The organism is Fibrobacter sp. UWB10, from assembly GCF_900182935.1.
Classification (GTDB): domain Bacteria; phylum Fibrobacterota; class Fibrobacteria; order Fibrobacterales; family Fibrobacteraceae; genus Fibrobacter; species Fibrobacter succinogenes_O.
This window is the reverse complement of sequence record NZ_FXUE01000001.1, coordinates 861,529-876,844: the sequence shown is the minus strand read 5'-3', so window position 1 is coordinate 876,844 and position 15,316 is coordinate 861,529. Positions and strand designations below refer to the sequence as shown.

Annotated in this window: 15 protein-coding genes; 7 read left to right on the top strand and 8 right to left on the bottom strand. The window is 50.1% G+C overall.

The window, feature by feature from the left end; all coding sequences use genetic code 11:
• Positions 1-34: 34 nt before the first annotated feature.
• Together QOL41_RS03635 and QOL41_RS03630 are read left to right on the top strand one after the other, a co-directional pair.
• Positions 35-1,378, top strand: a complete 1,344-nt coding sequence (locus tag QOL41_RS03635) for an O-acetylhomoserine aminocarboxypropyltransferase/cysteine synthase family protein (RefSeq protein WP_283428690.1) — start codon at positions 35-37, stop codon at positions 1,376-1,378.
• A gap of 66 nt (positions 1,379-1,444) precedes the next feature.
• Positions 1,445-2,473, top strand: coding sequence for an ABC transporter substrate-binding protein (locus tag QOL41_RS03630; RefSeq protein ID WP_283428689.1), 1,029 nt, complete (start codon positions 1,445-1,447; stop codon positions 2,471-2,473).
• 279 nt (positions 2,474-2,752) lie between these two features.
• Here the strand turns inward: QOL41_RS03630 and metK are convergent, their stop codons facing one another.
• Complete coding sequence (metK, locus tag QOL41_RS03625) at positions 2,753-3,943, bottom strand: methionine adenosyltransferase (protein WP_088626771.1); 1,191 nt, start codon at positions 3,941-3,943, stop codon at positions 2,753-2,755.
• A 243-nt stretch (positions 3,944-4,186) separates the two neighbouring features.
• On the opposite strand from metK, the gene QOL41_RS03620 reads away from it, so the two are divergent.
• Genes QOL41_RS03620 through thiF form a run of 3 tightly spaced genes read left to right on the top strand, consistent with a single transcriptional unit; the run spans position 4,187 to position 6,598 of the window.
• Complete coding sequence (locus QOL41_RS03620; protein ID WP_283428688.1) at positions 4,187-5,146, top strand: 50S ribosomal protein L11 methyltransferase; 960 nt, start codon at positions 4,187-4,189, stop codon at positions 5,144-5,146.
• A 15-nt stretch (positions 5,147-5,161) separates the two neighbouring features.
• Positions 5,162-5,764 carry a dimethylsulfonioproprionate lyase family protein gene (locus tag QOL41_RS03615; RefSeq protein ID WP_283428687.1) on the top strand — a complete coding sequence of 201 codons (603 nt, stop codon included), beginning with the start codon at positions 5,162-5,164 and terminating at the stop codon, positions 5,762-5,764.
• Between the two features lie 24 nt (positions 5,765-5,788).
• The gene (gene thiF, locus QOL41_RS03610) at positions 5,789-6,598 is read left to right on the top strand and encodes a thiazole biosynthesis adenylyltransferase ThiF (protein ID WP_283428686.1); all 810 of its coding nucleotides are present in this window, start codon (positions 5,789-5,791) and stop codon (positions 6,596-6,598) included.
• Between the two features lie 6 nt (positions 6,599-6,604).
• Here thiF and pdxR read toward each other — a convergent pair whose 3' ends face one another.
• On the bottom strand, positions 6,605-8,029 hold the full coding sequence (gene pdxR / locus QOL41_RS03605) for a MocR-like pyridoxine biosynthesis transcription factor PdxR (protein ID WP_283428685.1): 1,425 nt from the start codon (positions 8,027-8,029) through the stop codon (positions 6,605-6,607).
• Between the two features lie 140 nt (positions 8,030-8,169).
• Here pdxR and pdxS point away from each other — a divergent pair, with 140 nt between their 5' ends.
• Both pdxS and pdxT read left to right on the top strand, forming a co-directional pair.
• Positions 8,170-9,048: a pyridoxal 5'-phosphate synthase lyase subunit PdxS gene (gene pdxS / locus QOL41_RS03600; RefSeq protein WP_283428684.1), complete on the top strand. Its 879-nt coding sequence runs from the start codon at positions 8,170-8,172 to the stop codon at positions 9,046-9,048.
• Positions 9,048-9,647: a pyridoxal 5'-phosphate synthase glutaminase subunit PdxT gene (gene pdxT / locus QOL41_RS03595; protein WP_283428683.1), complete on the top strand. Its 600-nt coding sequence runs from the start codon at positions 9,048-9,050 to the stop codon at positions 9,645-9,647. The genes pdxS and pdxT overlap by 1 nt, the downstream gene beginning before the upstream one ends.
• Here the strand turns inward: pdxT and bioB are convergent.
• The 6 genes from bioB to QOL41_RS03565 all read right to left on the bottom strand — a co-directional run bounded on the left by bioB (position 9,636) and on the right by QOL41_RS03565 (position 15,312).
• Positions 9,636-10,583 carry a biotin synthase BioB gene (gene bioB, locus QOL41_RS03590; RefSeq protein ID WP_283428682.1) on the bottom strand — a complete coding sequence of 316 codons (948 nt, stop codon included), beginning with the start codon at positions 10,581-10,583 and terminating at the stop codon, positions 9,636-9,638. The genes pdxT and bioB overlap by 12 nt on opposite strands.
• A 9-nt stretch (positions 10,584-10,592) precedes the next feature.
• Entirely contained in the window at positions 10,593-11,600 is a 1,008-nt protein-coding gene (locus tag QOL41_RS03585) for a DsrE/DsrF/DrsH-like family protein (RefSeq protein ID WP_283428681.1), read from the bottom strand.
• 456 nt (positions 11,601-12,056) lie between these two features.
• The gene (locus QOL41_RS03580) at positions 12,057-12,629 is read right to left on the bottom strand and encodes an HD domain-containing protein (RefSeq protein ID WP_283428680.1); all 573 of its coding nucleotides are present in this window, start codon (positions 12,627-12,629) and stop codon (positions 12,057-12,059) included.
• Between the two features lie 58 nt (positions 12,630-12,687).
• Positions 12,688-13,452 carry an ABC transporter permease gene (locus tag QOL41_RS03575; protein WP_283428679.1) on the bottom strand — a complete coding sequence of 255 codons (765 nt, stop codon included), beginning with the start codon at positions 13,450-13,452 and terminating at the stop codon, positions 12,688-12,690.
• On the bottom strand, positions 13,449-14,264 hold the full coding sequence (locus tag QOL41_RS03570) for an ABC transporter ATP-binding protein (RefSeq protein WP_073056567.1): 816 nt from the start codon (positions 14,262-14,264) through the stop codon (positions 13,449-13,451). The genes QOL41_RS03575 and QOL41_RS03570 overlap by 4 nt, the downstream gene beginning before the upstream one ends.
• Before the next feature lie 7 nt (positions 14,265-14,271).
• Positions 14,272-15,312, bottom strand: coding sequence for an ABC transporter substrate-binding protein (locus tag QOL41_RS03565; RefSeq protein ID WP_283428678.1), 1,041 nt, complete (start codon positions 15,310-15,312; stop codon positions 14,272-14,274).
• Positions 15,313-15,316 lie beyond the last annotated feature (4 nt).

Genomic DNA, 15,316 nt, shown 5'->3' with positions numbered 1-15,316 from the left:
TTTCGCATTGAAATTTATAAGGAGAGTGATTCACATGTCAATTAAAACATCGAAAAAGTCAAGTAAAATCTCAGCGGATGTTACGAATCCGGCAAATTGGAATTTCGGCACCAAGTGTCTGCAGGCGGGCTGGAAGCCGAAAGTGGGCGAGCCCCGCGTTTTGCCGATTTTTCAGTCAACCACCTACAAGTACGAAGACGTTGACGAAGTAGAACGTCTTTTCGCCCTCAAGCAGTCGGGCAATAAGTATACGCGTACGGGCAACCCGACGGTAGCGGCTTTTGAAGCAAAAATTACCGAGTTGGAAGGCGGCGTGGGCGCTGTCGCAACGGCTTCGGGACAGTCGGCCGTATTGCTCGCTATTTCGAATTTGGTCAAGGCAGGTGATCATATCGTAGCCTCTAAGGCGGTGTATGGCGGAACCTACACGCTGCTTGATGTTCGACTTTCTAAGCTCGGCGTTGAAACGACTTTTATTGACCCGGAAGCCCCTATTGCAGAACTTCGCAAGGCTTTCCGCCCGAATACAAAATTGGTCTTTGGCGAAACGATTGGTAACCCGGCGCTTGGCGTTCTGGATTTCGAAAAGTTCTCGAAGCTTGCCAAGGAATTCGACGTGCCGTTCCTTGTGGATAACACGCTTGCAACGCCGTTCTTGGTGAAGCCTTTGAAGCATGGGGCGAATGTCGTCATTCACTCTGCGACCAAGTACATTGACGGCCACGCCATTGCCTTGGGCGGTGTCGTGATTGATGGTGGCAATTACAACTGGAATAATGGAAAGTTCCCGGATCTCGTCAATCCCGATGCGCAGTACGCAAACACTTCTTACACCGAAAAATTCGGCCGTGCCGCCTACATTGTCAAGGCCCGCGCCCAGTTTTTGCGCGATTTCGGTGCCGCCCAGAGCCCGTTCAACGCATTCCTTTTGAACTTGGGTCTTGAAACTCTGCATTTGCGCATGCCGCAGCACAGTTCTAATGCCTTGGCCTTGGCGGAATACCTCTCCAAGCATCCGGCGGTAAACTGGGTCAACTATCCGGCGCTCAAATCTAGCCCGAATAACAAGCGCATTCGCAAGTATTTCGATTACCAGGGCGGAAGCGGCGTGCTGACCTTTGGCCTCAAGGGAGGCAAGGCTGCCATTCGCTCGTTCGTGAAGGCTTTGAAAGTTGCTGCCTTGGTGGTGCATGTGGGCGATGCTCGCACAAGCGTGCTGCACCCGGCAACAAGTACACATTCTCAGCTTTCACCGAAGGATAGACTTGCCGCAGGAATTCCTGACGACATGATTCGCGTATCCGTCGGTATCGAAGATCCGCGCGACATTATCGCCGATTTCGAACAGGCAATTAAGGCAAGTACAACAAAGCATTAAACATCCTCATCGTGTCATCCTGAACGCAGTGAAGGATCTAAAAAAATTAATCATAGGAGATTTTAAATGAAATTCATTCAAACATTACTGTCTTTCGCAGCCGCATTTACTTTGGGATTTGCACTCATCGCCTGCGAAGAAGAAAAAACTGAAAAAAACGCCGCTACCAATGAACCCGCTTTTAAATACGGTTCTGTCGAAATTCCCGTTTCCGATGGAACCCTTTGCATTGCGCCGTTCTTTGTCGCCAAAGAAAAAGGCTTCTTCGCCAAGGAAGGTGTCGATGTGAAATTCGTGTCGGCGAATGCGGAAACCCGCAAAATCGGGCTCAACAACGGAACCTATCCGATTACGAACTCCGACTTCGCCTTTTTCCAGTCCGTCGAAAATGGCGTGAACATCAAGGTGGTCGAAGGATTCCACGTCGGATGCATTCATTTGCTCGTCAAGAAGGGCTCGCCGATTCGCTCCGCGCAGGATTTGAAGGGCAAAAAGATTGCCGTGAACGCCATTGGGGCAACCCCGCACCAGGCCGCCACGCTTTGGCTTGAAGCAAACGGAGTCTCTGCCATAAACGATGTTCAATTCTTGCCCTATGCCGATGGCAACTTGGCGCTCGAAGCCTTGGAACGCGGACAGGTCGAAGCGGTTTCACTTTGGGACCCGCTGGGAAGCCTCGCCGCTGTTGATGGCCGTGCCGATGTGCTGATGGATTTGGCAACGGACCCTGTTTTTGCAGGCCGCTATTGCTGTTTCTATTATGTTTCGGGCATCCTTCTGGAAAAGGAACCGGAAAAGATCAAGGCTCTCCTCCGCGCTCTTGAACAGGCTCACACCTGGATCAGCGAACACCCGGAAGAAACCGTGGAACTCATGCAGGCAGGCAAGCACTCCGCTATCGAAGACAAGGAATTCGCAACCGCACTCATCAAGTCGTATGAATACCAGTCCCCTGAACAAAAGGCAAAGAGTGGCCGCAACCTGAAAGCCGACTTGCACTACTTTGCAGACCTACTGCATAAAGTCGGATACTTGCAGCTGAATGCCGACGAATTCACCGAAAAAATCTATCGCGAAGTCGACTGGCATAAGTAATAATTTGTACCCCTAAATTCCTGTGCACTACTCTCCGCGCAGGGACCCCTCGGCAGCATTAGTTGCCGAGGGTGTTTTTTATAGAGCGGACATCATTCGAAGCGAAAGTGTCATTCTGAGCGAAGGCGTGAAACGCCGAAGTCGATATACGACACTAGACACTTTAGTGGCAAAGTGGAGTTATCCACTATGTGGAAGAATCTAGGGCATTTTTATTTTGTGTACAAAAAAAGGCTCGTCGTTTGACGAGCCTTAATCTTTTTGCTAGAGAGAATTCGCTTATGCTTTGGCGAGTTTCTTCAAAGTTGCAGCCTTGTCCGTCTTTTCCCAAGTGAAGCGAGCGCCGGTGCGGCCGAAGTGGCCGAGCGCGGCAGTTGCCTGGTAGCCGGGCTTCTTCAAATCGAGCATCTTCACGATGCCTGCCGGAGAAAGGTCGAAGGTCTTCTTCACGATTTCTTCAATCTTGCGGTCATCAATCTTGCCCGTCTTGAACGTATTCACCAGCACGGACACCGGCTTGGAATAACCGATGGCGTAAGCGAGTTGCACTTCGCAACGGTCTGCAAGGCCCGCGGCGACAATATTCTTTGCTACATAGCGTGCTGCGTAAGCAGCGCTGCGGTCCACCTTGGAAGGGTCCTTGCCGCTGAAAGCGCCACCACCGTGACGGCCCATGCCACCGTAGGTGTCTACGATAATTTTACGACCGGTCAGGCCGCAGTCACCATGCGGGCCACCAATCACGAATTTACCCGTCGGATTGATGAGGAATCGAGTCTTCTTGTCCAAAAGCTTTGCCGGAATCACCTTCTTGATGAGCTTTTCGATGATTTCCTTTTCGATGGTAGAATGCTTGAGTTCCTTGCCGTTCACGAATTCATCGTGCTGGGTGCTGACCACCACGGTATCGACGCGCACGGGCTTGTCGTTTTCGTCGTATTCGACAGTCACCTGAGATTTTGCATCGGGGCGGAGCCACTTGATTTTGCCGGATTCGCGGAGGTTCTGGATTTCTTCCATGAGCTTGTGGGCGAGGCTAATCGGAAGCGGCATCAATTCCTTGGTTTCGTTCACGGCGTAACCGAACATCATGCCCTGATCTCCTGCGCCCTGCTTGTCATCTTCTTTGCCTTCGGCAGCCTTGGCGTCAACACCCTGAGCGATATCGGGAGACTGCTTATCGACTGCAACGAGTACGGAGCAACCCTTATAATCAAAAGCGAGTTCCGGGTTCACATAGCCAATGCTCTTAATAGTCTTGCGGGCAATTTGTTGGTAATCGATAACTGCTTTAGTGGTAATTTCGCCAGAAATCACGACGAGACCGGTGTTGGCGAGCGTTTCGCAAGCCACGCGGCTGTTCGGGTCCTGGGCGAGGCAGGCGTCGAGAATTGCATCCGAGATCTGGTCGCAAACTTTGTCGGGGTGTCCCTTGGACACCGATTCAGAAGTAAAGAGATAATGTGCCATTGTATAAGGCTCCTTTTGTTAACAGCACCGAAAAGAACGTCGCATTTTTGAGCATTCCCAAGCGCTGAAAAAACGTGGTTTAAATTTCTTATGCATAAATCTACATAAATGCATAAACTTTGTCAAGCGAAAAACGGCCTTTTACTTATACAAAAAATTGATAGCGAGCGCTAGAAATTTTGTATTGGACGCGGCTATAGTCCACATCTATATTTGCACTCAAAAAAAGTGAGGTAAACTATAATGAGTATTTTAGTCGATGTTAAAAAGTATCTGTCTTTAAATAGTGCGCCGAAGCGTGTTCAAGATTATCTTTCTGTGGCGGTAACGGATCACGCCTATTTGCCAAAAACCGAAGATATTACTAGCGACTGGGTAGCCTATATTGCCGCCCCTGCATTCAAGCTGATTCGTGAAAACCTAGGGCACGATGTGGATGCATTCGCTTCGATTGGTACAGGTTCCGGTATCGATGTCTTGACGGGTGTTGAACTCTTGGGCGCGAAGCGCGTGGGCTTTACCGATTTGCAGAAAAGTGTGGTAGATGCCGCTGCCGAAAACATCAAGAAGAATTTGAAGGATGCCGATTCGGTGAAACTTGAATATGGTGCGGGCGACCTTCTGCAACCTCTTGAAAATGGCGAACGCCGTTACGATGTGATTTATGAAAACCTGCCCAACGTTCCGCTGACAGACAATACCAAGATTGAAGACAAACGAAATAGCGGTCATTACCTGGAAAAGCGCGCCGAAGTGATTCCGGAATTTGTGCACGAACAGATGCTGGATTTGCATTATCTGGCGCTTAAGCAGGCCCGCGATTACCTGGCCGACAAGGGTGCGGTCTATTCGACACTCGGAGGCCGCGTGCCGCTCAGTGCGTTTATCAAGCTCGGCGAATTGGCGGGCCTTTCTTCTGAAATCTTCACGTATTCCTGGAAGGTGCAGGCGGAACCCGAAGACGTGATTTCGGGTTATGCCGCACAAGAAAAGGCGGGGCTCGGGCCGTTCCGATTCTACCGCGCAAGCGACTTGCAAAAAGCATTCGCCGATATTTCGGTGAAGGAATCCGGCAAGAACGCTTTCGAAATCGAAAAGTCGCTGGAATCTTCGAAGCTTACTGCTAAAGAAGCTTACGAAGCATTCCTAAAGGGCGAAGTGATTGGCCACACGGTTGCCGTACTGAAATCAAGCTTGAAGTAAAACGAGTGTATTTTGATGCAAGATTTTATCGCCCGTTTAATTGAAGAATCGAAGCGAATTCTGAATGAACGCGCCCAAATTGACGATGATATCGGTCAAGAGGCAGCCAAGTTTGTAGCGCGTGAAATCCCTGCCCCGAGTGGGACTTTCGAAAAAAGCGATTCTCCGTTGATTCGCTGGATTGAAGACTCCGCAAAACATGGAAGTTCAGAGACTGCAAATTTGCTGAAAGCGCTAAAGCCCGCACTCCCTTTTTTGCCGTGGAAGTATAATTACGAGCCGCGCGCCGATATGCCTGATTTGGGAAACCGTATGGGCTGGGGAGAAATCCTCGGGCCCGAAGCGCCGTATCACGACGAACATTTTTGTTTCGGGTTTACGCTTCTCGGAAAGAATACCTTGTACCCGGCGCATTATCACCCTGCCACGGAACTTTATGTGGTGCTTTCGGGCCTTGCCGTTTGGACATTAGACGGCGTTTCAAAAGTTCGCGGTCCCGGAGAATTTATTCTGCACCCATCGAACCACGTCCATTCCATGCAAACAAAAGACGAGCCGTTGCTTGCGCTTTACACATGGAGCGGCGAAGATGTCGTGACGCTCTCGAAGTACGTGTGATGAGGCCGAAAATCCAATAGAAAAATGGCTTTTACCAACGAACAACTGGAACGGTATTCGCGCCACATTATTCTTAAAGATGTCGGCGTAAAGGGCCAAAAGAAGCTCTTGAACGCGAAAGTACTCGTCATTGGTGCGGGTGGCCTTGGCGCTCCTGTGGCTATGTATCTTGCCGCCGCCGGCGTGGGCACGATCGGCATTGCCGATGCCGATGTGGTTGACCTTTCAAATTTACAACGTCAGATAATACACGCCTCGCAAGATGTGGGTAAGCCCAAGGTGCAATCTGCCAAAGAAACCATGGAAGCGATGAATCCTGACGTGAATGTAATCGCTTACCATACTTTCGTAACGAGTGAAAACATTCTCGACCTCATTAAGGATTACGATTTTATCGTTGACGGCACCGACAATTTTCCGACGAAGTTCTTGATTAATGATGCCTGCGTCATGGCGAAGAAGCCTTTTTCTCATGCAGGCATTGTCGGATTTCAAGGGCAGCTGATGACATACGTGCCGGAGCAAGGGCCTTGCTACCGCTGCATTTTCGAGGAACCGCCCCCGAAAGGTTCTGTGCCGACTTGCAAAGAGGCAGGCGTGATTGGGGCAATCGCAGGCGTAATCGGAAGTTTGCAGGCAATGGAAGCAATCAAGTATATTCTTGGCGTAGGCAATTTATTGACAGGCTACCTACTCACCTACAACGCACTCACGGCGGAATTCCGCAAGGTGAAGCTCCCGAGTCATAACGACGACTGCGCCGTTTGCGGAACACACCCGACCATTACGCAGCTCTTTGACTACGAACAGGCTGCTTGCGATTTGAAACATTAAAACTTTTTAGTTGCACAGGCTCGCGAGTATCTGCACTGCTTTTTGCATGCTCGCTTTATCTACCGACGAGTAGTTCACGACAAACTTGTGCTGCGATGGCTTCGCCTCAAAATAATACTCCGAAAGGGCGCGGATGTTTACCCCGCGAAATCGGGCATGGTTGCAGAATTCAATATCGGAACATTTCGTGTCCACTTCCAAGATAAAGTGGAGCCCGGCATCTTCTTCGTAAATTCGGGCGACATTTGAAAGTTTGCTCTTGTGGATAGTCGACAGAAGCATATCGCGCTTGGCACGGTACAGGTTGCGCATGCGGTTGATGTGCGTCTCGTAGTAACCGAGATCGATGAATTTTGCCATCACATACTGGTCCAGATTCGAAACCGTACACGAATAGAACGAAAGTTTGTTATGGAATTTCTCGGCAAGATGCGGCGGGAGCACCATATAACTGAGGCGAATCGCAGAAGTCATCGTTTTGGAAAAGGTGTTCAGGTAAATCACTTTTTCGGTAACATCAATGTTCTGTAATGCGGGGATGGGCTTTCCGGTCATGCGGAATTCGCTGTCATAGTCATCTTCGACGATGTAGCGATTGGGAGATTCGGCAGCCCAACTGAGCAGGCGATAGCGTTCGCCGACAGGCATCACCATCCCGGTCGGAAAATGGTGCGCTGGCGAAATATGTACGACATCGACGTCGGATTTCTTGACGGAGTCTACGAAACTTTCTGCCGCAATGGGAATATGACACACCTTGACGCCGTATTGGCTGTACAGTTTTGATATTTTACTCCATCCCGGGTCTTCTACGCCATAGCACTTGTCAAATCCGAGCAATTGTACTAGCAAGCCATAAAGGTAATCAGTTCCGGCGCCAATGACAATCTGTTCGGGCGATACCTGGATATTTCTGAATTCGCGGAGCATGCGGGCAATGGCTCGGCGAAGTTCTAGCGAGCCCATTCCCGGAGAAACTTGCAGCAAATCATTTTGCCTTTCGCAAAGGACCTCGCGAGTGATTTTTGCCCAAGTGGTAAAGGGGAACGCCTCGATATCGGAACCGTTACTTGCAAAGTCGGCAATGTATTTCGGGTTGATATGTTCTGACTCGTCGGTGAGTTCTGCGCGGAGCCTGCGGGTACGCGGCATCTTGCGTTTGCGTTGAACACAAGGTTCCGCTGTTGCGTTGATGTCTGCAACAAAGAAGCCTTTTTTAGGGAGCGAGTAAATGTAGCCTTCGGCCAAAAGCTGGGCGTAAGCGTTTTCAACGGTCACGACGCTAATGCCGAGATTCTGCGCGAGGTTGCGTTTGGAAGGGAGTTGCTCTTCGGCAAGGACGTTTCCGCTTACGATATCTTTTTTGATGCATTGGTAAAGGTAATGGTAGAGGCTATTTGCTCCCGCCTTGGACATATCGTAAGTGAACATGAAACTGACCTTATTAGTATTGCTAATCTGATATTTAACTGACCTTATAAAAATAGTAAAAAACTGAATATTGTGCAGGTCAAGCGAATGTTTTAAATTACAGCCTGAAATTAAACCATTCCACAACCAAGGAGATTTACATGTCTGACCAGAATCGTTACGAACTCAATAAAAATCTAGCCCAAATGCTCAAGGGCGGCGTCATTATGGATGTGACAACCCCCGAACAGGCCAAAATCGCCGAAGCCGCAGGTGCCGCCGCCGTGATGGCCTTGGAACGCATTCCTGCCGACATCCGTGCCGCGGGCGGTGTATCGCGCATGAGCGACCCCAAGATGATCAAGGGCATTCAGGATGCCGTCTCTATTCCGGTGATGGCAAAATGCCGCATCGGCCACTTTGCCGAAGCGCAGATTTTGCAGGCGATTGAAATAGACTACATCGACGAAAGCGAAGTGCTTTCTCCTGCCGACGACATTTTCCACATCAACAAGCGCGATTTCGACGTACCGTTTGTCTGCGGAGCGAAGGATTTGGGCGAAGCGCTGCGCCGTATCGAAGAAGGCGCGTCGATGATCCGTACCAAGGGCGAGCCGGGTACGGGCGACATCGTCCAGGCCGTACGACACATGCGCCTGATGAACCAGGAAATCGCACGCATTTCGAGCATGCGCGAAGATGAACTCTTCAATCGCGCCAAAGAACTTCAGGTGTCGTACGACCTAGTGCGCTTCGTTCACGACAACAAGAAACTCCCCGTGGTGAACTTCGCTGCCGGTGGTGTTGCCACCCCCGCCGATGCCGCCCTCATGATGCAACTCGGTGCCGAAGGCGTTTTCGTAGGTTCTGGAATCTTCAAGTCGGGCAACCCCGCCAAACGTGCCGCCGCCATCGTACAGGCAGTTACCAATTACACCGATGCAAAGCTTATCGCCAAACTTTCTGAAGACTTGGGCGAAGCCATGGTCGGTATCAACGAACAGGAAATCGCGCTGCTGATGGCCGAAAGGGGAAAGTAATGGAAATTAAACCGCAAATTGGCGTACTCGCGGTGCAGGGGGCGTTCATTGAACATGAACGCATCCTCAAATCGTTGGGTGCCGAAGTATTTGAAATCAGGCAGTTACGCGACCTTGACCGCCATTTAGACGGTCTCGTACTCCCCGGTGGAGAAAGTACCGTGCAAGGAAAACTGCTCCACGACTTAGGGCTTTTCGAGCCTCTTCGTAAAAAGATTGTCGAAGGCCTGCCTGTGCTTGCAACATGTGCCGGCGCAATCCTCCTTGCCGAAAAAATTGCCGGCGAAAACAAGGCGCATTTCGCGACACTCCCCGCCATTATTCGCAGGAATGCTTACGGAAGGCAGCTTGGCAGTTTCTTTACGGAAAACGAAGTCGCGCACGTCGGAAAGGTCCCGCAGACCTTTATTCGCGCGCCCTTCTTTGAATCGGTCGGCGATGGCGTCGAAGTTCTTTCGCGTACGGCAAGTTCAAATACTGCAGATGCTCCCGAGCAAATCGTTGCCGTTCGCTACAAGAACCAGATTGCGCTTTCGTTCCATCCGGAACTCAATAGCGACACAAGCATTCACCAGTATTTCTTGAAATTAGTGGGATGATTCACTTTCCACTTGCCAGGTGAAGCCGGCAGCCTCGATGGTACGGAATGTTTCTTCGAGACTCTGGCCGCCTTCGGTGAGGTAGCCCGACGCGAATATGGAATCGGCTACCTTGAAGAGCGTCTTCTCGTGACCCTTGAAATACACTTCGCGGCCGGCGGCGCAGCGGATATCCGATTTCGGGAGCATCAGGCGCGCAAGGCAAAGCACCTTGATACAGTATTCGGGCGTCAGCGCCGAAATATCTCGCTTCGCAAGGCGCGTGCCTTCTACCGGGAGCAGGAAATTGATGGGCACCGAGTCCGGATTAATCTCCAGCAGCTCAAAAAGCATGTCCACCACATCTTCAGGCGTTTCGCCCATGCCGATGATGCCGCCGGAGCAGATTTCGAAACCGAGGCCCTTCAGCATTTTCAGGTTGTCGATTCGTTCCTGGTAAGTATGCGTGGTGCAAATGCTCGGGTAAAAACGACGGCTGCTGTTCAGGTTGTGATTGATGCGATTGAGGCCCGCCTCTTTAAGAATCAAAGCCTGCTTTTCGGTCAGGAACCCGATAGAGCAACAGATTTGCGTGTCGTTCTTTTTCATCTTGCGGATGCGCTCGGCGAGTTTTTCGATATCGCCATCCGCAAAACGGATGCCGCTGAGCCCGATGCAATGTCTCGCCAAATGCATTTCGTCAACGAGGTCGTTGTCACCGTAAAGTTTCTTGTCTTCTACATAACGATACTTTTCAATCGGAGCTGCAGAATCGCGCGATTGGGCACAATAGGCGCAGTTCTGCGTGCAGTTTCCGCTGCGGACATTGGTGAGCAACTGAATGCTTACGCGGTTGCCTTTGTACTTGGTACGCAGCTGATATGCCTGTTCAATAAGATTCGGTAACGAATCTGCGTTCGCGTTCAAAATTTCAAGAGCAGTTTGTCTGTTTATCATAACGGGACCTTAAATAAAATACGTCAAGTCGGACTTTTCGGCGGAACCGAGCATGGTCGCAACACCGCCGAGTTCCACGCCGTCAATCAACTCTTCGGCTGTGATTCCCATGAGTTCCATCGACATCTGGCAGGCGACAAACTTCACGCCCTTCTGCCTTGCGCTTTCAATCAGTTCTTCTAGCGAAGAAACGCCGTTCTGCTTCATGACTGCACGAATCATCTTGGCGCCGATTCCGCCAAAGTTCATGCGCGAAAGTCCGAGTTTCTTGGAACCGCGGGGCATCATGAACCCGAACATTTTCCCGATGAGCGATTTCTTGACGCGCACCTTTTCGGGCCTGCGCAAAATGCTTACACCCCAAAAAGTAAAGAACATGGTAACCGGGCGACCCATGGCGGCAGCGCCATTCGCCATAATGAACGAGGCAATCGCCTTGTCCAAATCGCCGCTGAAAACGACAAATGTCTTGCCGTGTTCAAATTCACGATTTTCAAGAGATTTGGGTGCGTCGCGCTTTACGATGGTCGCATAGATTACGCCGTCTTTTTCGGCAAGCGATTTCAACTCGTTGCCGGTACGCTGGCACCAGACATCCACATCCGAGAAGAACGCCTTCTCGGTCGCTTCCACCTGGACTTCTTCGCCGATGGACACGCTTTTGACCGCTTCGTCCACCTTCACGATGGGCCCCGGGCATTTGAGGCCCTTGGCGTCAACGAAGTGAATTTTCGGGATGGCGTCAAGCCCGCCTTCCACATTGTACACGTCATAATCGCGGTCGGCGAGAATTTCGGCAACCTCTTCGGAACGATCTCCCGTGGAGCAGAACACATAAACGGGCTTGTCTTTCGGGATGCTATCTATCTTCTTGGACAATTCAAAGAACGGAACCTGCAGCGCCCCGTTCACAGGGCGCACGATGGCTTCACTCGCTTCGCGGACATCGAGTAGCGTTGAATTTTGGGAATCAATCTTGTAGAAATCTTTTGCAAGAATTTTTTTGACTTCGGACATTTTGTCGTATAGAAAAGTGTTTAGTGGTGGTGACTCACAGAGTTAAAAGTGTGACAAGCAAAAATACAAATTGCACCTAAACGGTGCAATATTTCGGGATATACAATTTTTTTATAGCTTTTTATAGCGTAAGGCTGCTCCCTGCGCGGTGAAGTCGCAATTTGCGACTTCACGAATTCAACAGGAAACTAAATTTTTCGGGAAAACGCTCAAGGCAAAGACCAAATTTTCCTATAGCACAGAAGCCAATCAGGGTGAATATGGAGTTCGCGAGCCTTTGAAAAAATCTCTGTAAATTTAATATAAGACATTTATTGATGGGCCTTCTATGATAAAATCTTAAAATATCAAGGAGGCCCATTTTATATGGCAAACAAGAGACACGACATTTACACCGACAAATACCCCGACAAACATGTTTTTATCATGACATTTGTCATGACAAATAATATGACATTATGCCACGGCGTTCCCTGCCAATCCGATTTCGGCGGCGTGTTCGCGCATGCCCTCGATGCAGATGGCGGCGACGTCTTTCACGTCCATGCCGAGCAGGGCGCAGCCTTTCAGGATGTAGTCGCGGTTGCACTTGGCGGCGAATTTCTTGTCCTTGAACTTCTTCATGAAACTTTTCACTTCGAGGTCCAAAATTCCGTTGGGGCGCATTCTCGCGCAGGCCTGGATGATGCCGGTGAGTTCGTCGACGGTGAACAGGCTCTTTTCCATGTTGGTCTTGGGTTCCACCTGGTTCACGATTTCAAAGCCGTGTGCCAAAATGGCGCGCACGTCTTCTTCGGAGACGCCCTGCGCAAGCAGTTCCTTTTCGGTGTGCTGCAGGTGTTCTTCGGGGAATTCCTGGTAGTCGTAATCGTGCAGATAGCCCACGGCTTGCCAGTGTTCAACGTCTTCGCCGAAGTGTTTGGCCATGGCGCCCATGGCGTAGCATACGTTGAGGGAATGGATGACCAGCGATTCTTCGGTTACGTGGCCCTTGCTGATTTCTTTTGCGCGTTCGACGGTCAGACTCATTTTAAATCTCCAATTTTCACCGCCAATATAAATATTTTTGAAGTGTTACTAATCATGACTAATTCGCTTTTGTCCAGAACAGGAGCTTGCGTTTAACAAGTTCAAACAGTTCCATAATCGCAAGCACCACAATGCCTGTCCAAAGGATTCCGGCAACCATGTTGGGGTAATCGGAATAGTCCGCGTAAAATTGCACGAAGTGACCAAGTCCCGTATTTTCGCCGAAAAGTTCAGCCACGGTGAGCATGATGAACGAAAGCCCCATGCCTACGGACAGTCCCGAGAATATTGAGGGAAGGCTTGCCACAAGGGCGATTCTCCACAAGTATTCAAACTTTCCGATTCCGATAATGGCTGCGTTACGCCTGTATTTTTCGGGGATTTCGGCGGCACCGGCAGCTGTATTCAAGTAGATGGGCCAAAAGGCGGCAATAAAAATGATGAATGTCGAAGACAAATAGAACGTCGGAAGAATCGCTATCGCGTAAGGAATATAAACGTTGGGGGGAATGGGGGCCGCAAACCTGGAAATGGGTTTTAGCATATTGGAGACCCACGGAATGGAACCGGAAACAATTCCGATAGATATTCCAACAACCGAGGCCACCAAGTAGGCGGGCACCAGTTTTAAAAGAGATGCCCCGGCACTGCGCAAAAGTTCTTCGCGAGAATCAAAGAGGGCTTTCACTATCGCCTTGGGAGACGGAAATAGATACTGACTGTCCCATTCCGGGCCGCAGCTGATCAGCACCCAAATTCCAAGTAAAAAGAGAAGAAAAAGGATTCCTGAAAACTTGGATAAGTATTTTGTAAAGGTTCTCATATGCTGGCACCTCCTTGTACAATGTGGCCTAGTTTTTCAAGGATGTCCTTGTGGTAGGCGTCTTCAATGGTTGCAATGGTTTGTTGGACTTTTTCGTTGCGGAACCATTCGCCACGATTCTTCTTTACCGGGAAATCAAGCGGGATGTCCGCAATAATGCGACCGGGAGTTGACCCTAAAACGATAATGCGGCTCCCGAGATAAACGGCTTCACGAATGTCGTGCGTGACAAACAATGTGGTAATAGGACGGTCCTTGACGCCGCGGCAAAGTTCCAGCACCAAATCTTGGAGGCTTGCGCGGTTAACCGGATCAAGAGCGCCAAAGGGTTCATCTAAAAGTAGGGCGTCAGCGCTGACACTTAAGGCACGCGCTATGGCTCCGCGCTGGCGCATTCCGCCCGAAAGTTCAAAGGGGTATTTATGCAGGCTTCCTGAAAGTCCTACTAGGTTCAGGTATTCTTCGGCTAAATTTTTGGCGTAGCTCGTCTTCAGTTTTTTTGTCTTTTTAATGGCGAGCGTTACATTTTGGAGAAGGGTAAGCCAAGGGAAAAGGGTGTAGTCCTGAAAGACTACACTCCTTTCGGCAGAAGGCTTTTCGATTTCTTTTCCTTTCCAGTAGACATGTCCCTCGCTCGGCTTGGTCAGCCCGGCGAGAAGGTTAAGCAAGGTGGTCTTGCCACTACCGCTTTCGCCCAGCAGGCATACGAATTCTCCTTGATTGATTTTCAAGTTGATGTCTTTCAGGATGGCTCTGCCATCGTACGAAAAACCGAGATTCGTTGCTTCAAAACCATTTTGCTTTATTGTCATACTATTCTTAGTTCCTGGACTTGAAAATGTTTTCGGCCTTGGCGTAAAATTCGGACTTGGGTTTTTCTTTGCGCAGTTCCGCGATGGCGGCCTTGTAGAAATCGGTGCGAACGTATTCGGAGACTTTCCTGTCAGATTTGATGAATTCGGCGTCTTTCAAGAAATCCCAGAAGAATTCAACACCCTTCACGTTCGGGTCGGTATCCTGCGTGACGTGCCCGCTGTAGAACGCCTTGTTGACAAGAGCGGTATCAAGCTTGATCCACTTGGCAATAATTTCCACACTCTTCTTGTGGTCGTTTTGCACCAGTTCTTCAGCTTCGATCAGCGACTTGACTAGGCGCTTGTAAACATCGTCGCGGCCTTCGATTTTGCGGAGCGAAGCAATGAGACGGCAGCAAATATGGCCAGGGTTGATGTCCTTACTGCGGAGCACCACAGAAAGGCCTGCTTCTTCGGCGCGGAGGTCGTGCGGGCCCCAGGTAACGCCGGCAAATACGCTTCCGTTCTTGACGGCTTCGATCACGGCAGGCGGATTCTTGAGTTCAACAATGGTGACGTCTTTGCGCCAGTCAACGCCTTCTTTCTTGAGGCCGCCGCGAACGATGGCGTCGGCAGTACCCAGGCGAATGGTAGCGATTTTCTTGCCCTTGAGGTCACTCAGCTTTTTGACGGAGGCAGCATTTTCTTTGCGGGTAATCACGGCCTGGTCACCACCCATGATGCCACCAATCACGCGGATGTCGGCACCCTGCGAAATGTGAATAAGCGGAGCGAGCGAACCGAATGCGCCTGCATCAAGTTTACCTGCGCGAACGGCAGCAATGCCGTCGCCGGAATTCGAAAATTCAACGAGCGTTACGTCAAGGCCATTTTTCTCGAAAATACCAGCATCTTTAGCGATAAAGAATTTTCCTTGACCTGTAGAAGACAGGTAACCGATGGAAATCTTGTCTGCGGCGATTGCAGAAGTAGCGCAGGCGAGGCTAAAGAGGATTGTGAAAGCGATTCGATTGCGGATTTTATCGAAAATTTGTTTCTGATTCATTATT

Bases quoted from the DNA above. Each gene is read 5' to 3' on its own strand.
- pdxT (WP_283428683.1), top strand. From the start codon at position 9,048: ATGGAAATTAAACCGCAAATTGGCGTACTCGCGGTGCAGGGGGCGTTC.
- QOL41_RS03615 (WP_283428687.1), top strand. From the start codon at position 5,162: ATGCAAGATTTTATCGCCCGTTTAATTGAAGAATCGAAGCGAATTCTG.
- QOL41_RS03580 (WP_283428680.1), bottom strand. From the start codon at position 12,629: ATGAGTCTGACCGTCGAACGCGCAAAAGAAATCAGCAAGGGCCACGTA.
- QOL41_RS03565 (WP_283428678.1), bottom strand. From the start codon at position 15,312: ATGAATCAGAAACAAATTTTCGATAAAATCCGCAATCGAATCGCTTTC.
- QOL41_RS03635 (WP_283428690.1), top strand. From the start codon at position 35: ATGTCAATTAAAACATCGAAAAAGTCAAGTAAAATCTCAGCGGATGTT.
- QOL41_RS03620 (WP_283428688.1), top strand. From the start codon at position 4,187: ATGAGTATTTTAGTCGATGTTAAAAAGTATCTGTCTTTAAATAGTGCG.
- QOL41_RS03630 (WP_283428689.1), top strand. From the start codon at position 1,445: ATGAAATTCATTCAAACATTACTGTCTTTCGCAGCCGCATTTACTTTG.
- bioB (WP_283428682.1), bottom strand. From the start codon at position 10,583: ATGATAAACAGACAAACTGCTCTTGAAATTTTGAACGCGAACGCAGAT.
- metK (WP_088626771.1), bottom strand. From the start codon at position 3,943: ATGGCACATTATCTCTTTACTTCTGAATCGGTGTCCAAGGGACACCCC.
- pdxR (WP_283428685.1), bottom strand. From the start codon at position 8,029: ATGTTCACTTACGATATGTCCAAGGCGGGAGCAAATAGCCTCTACCAT.
- thiF (WP_283428686.1), top strand. From the start codon at position 5,789: ATGGCTTTTACCAACGAACAACTGGAACGGTATTCGCGCCACATTATT.
- QOL41_RS03570 (WP_073056567.1), bottom strand. From the start codon at position 14,264: ATGACAATAAAGCAAAATGGTTTTGAAGCAACGAATCTCGGTTTTTCG.
- QOL41_RS03585 (WP_283428681.1), bottom strand. From the start codon at position 11,600: ATGTCCGAAGTCAAAAAAATTCTTGCAAAAGATTTCTACAAGATTGAT.
- pdxS (WP_283428684.1), top strand. From the start codon at position 8,170: ATGTCTGACCAGAATCGTTACGAACTCAATAAAAATCTAGCCCAAATG.
- QOL41_RS03575 (WP_283428679.1), bottom strand. From the start codon at position 13,452: ATGAGAACCTTTACAAAATACTTATCCAAGTTTTCAGGAATCCTTTTT.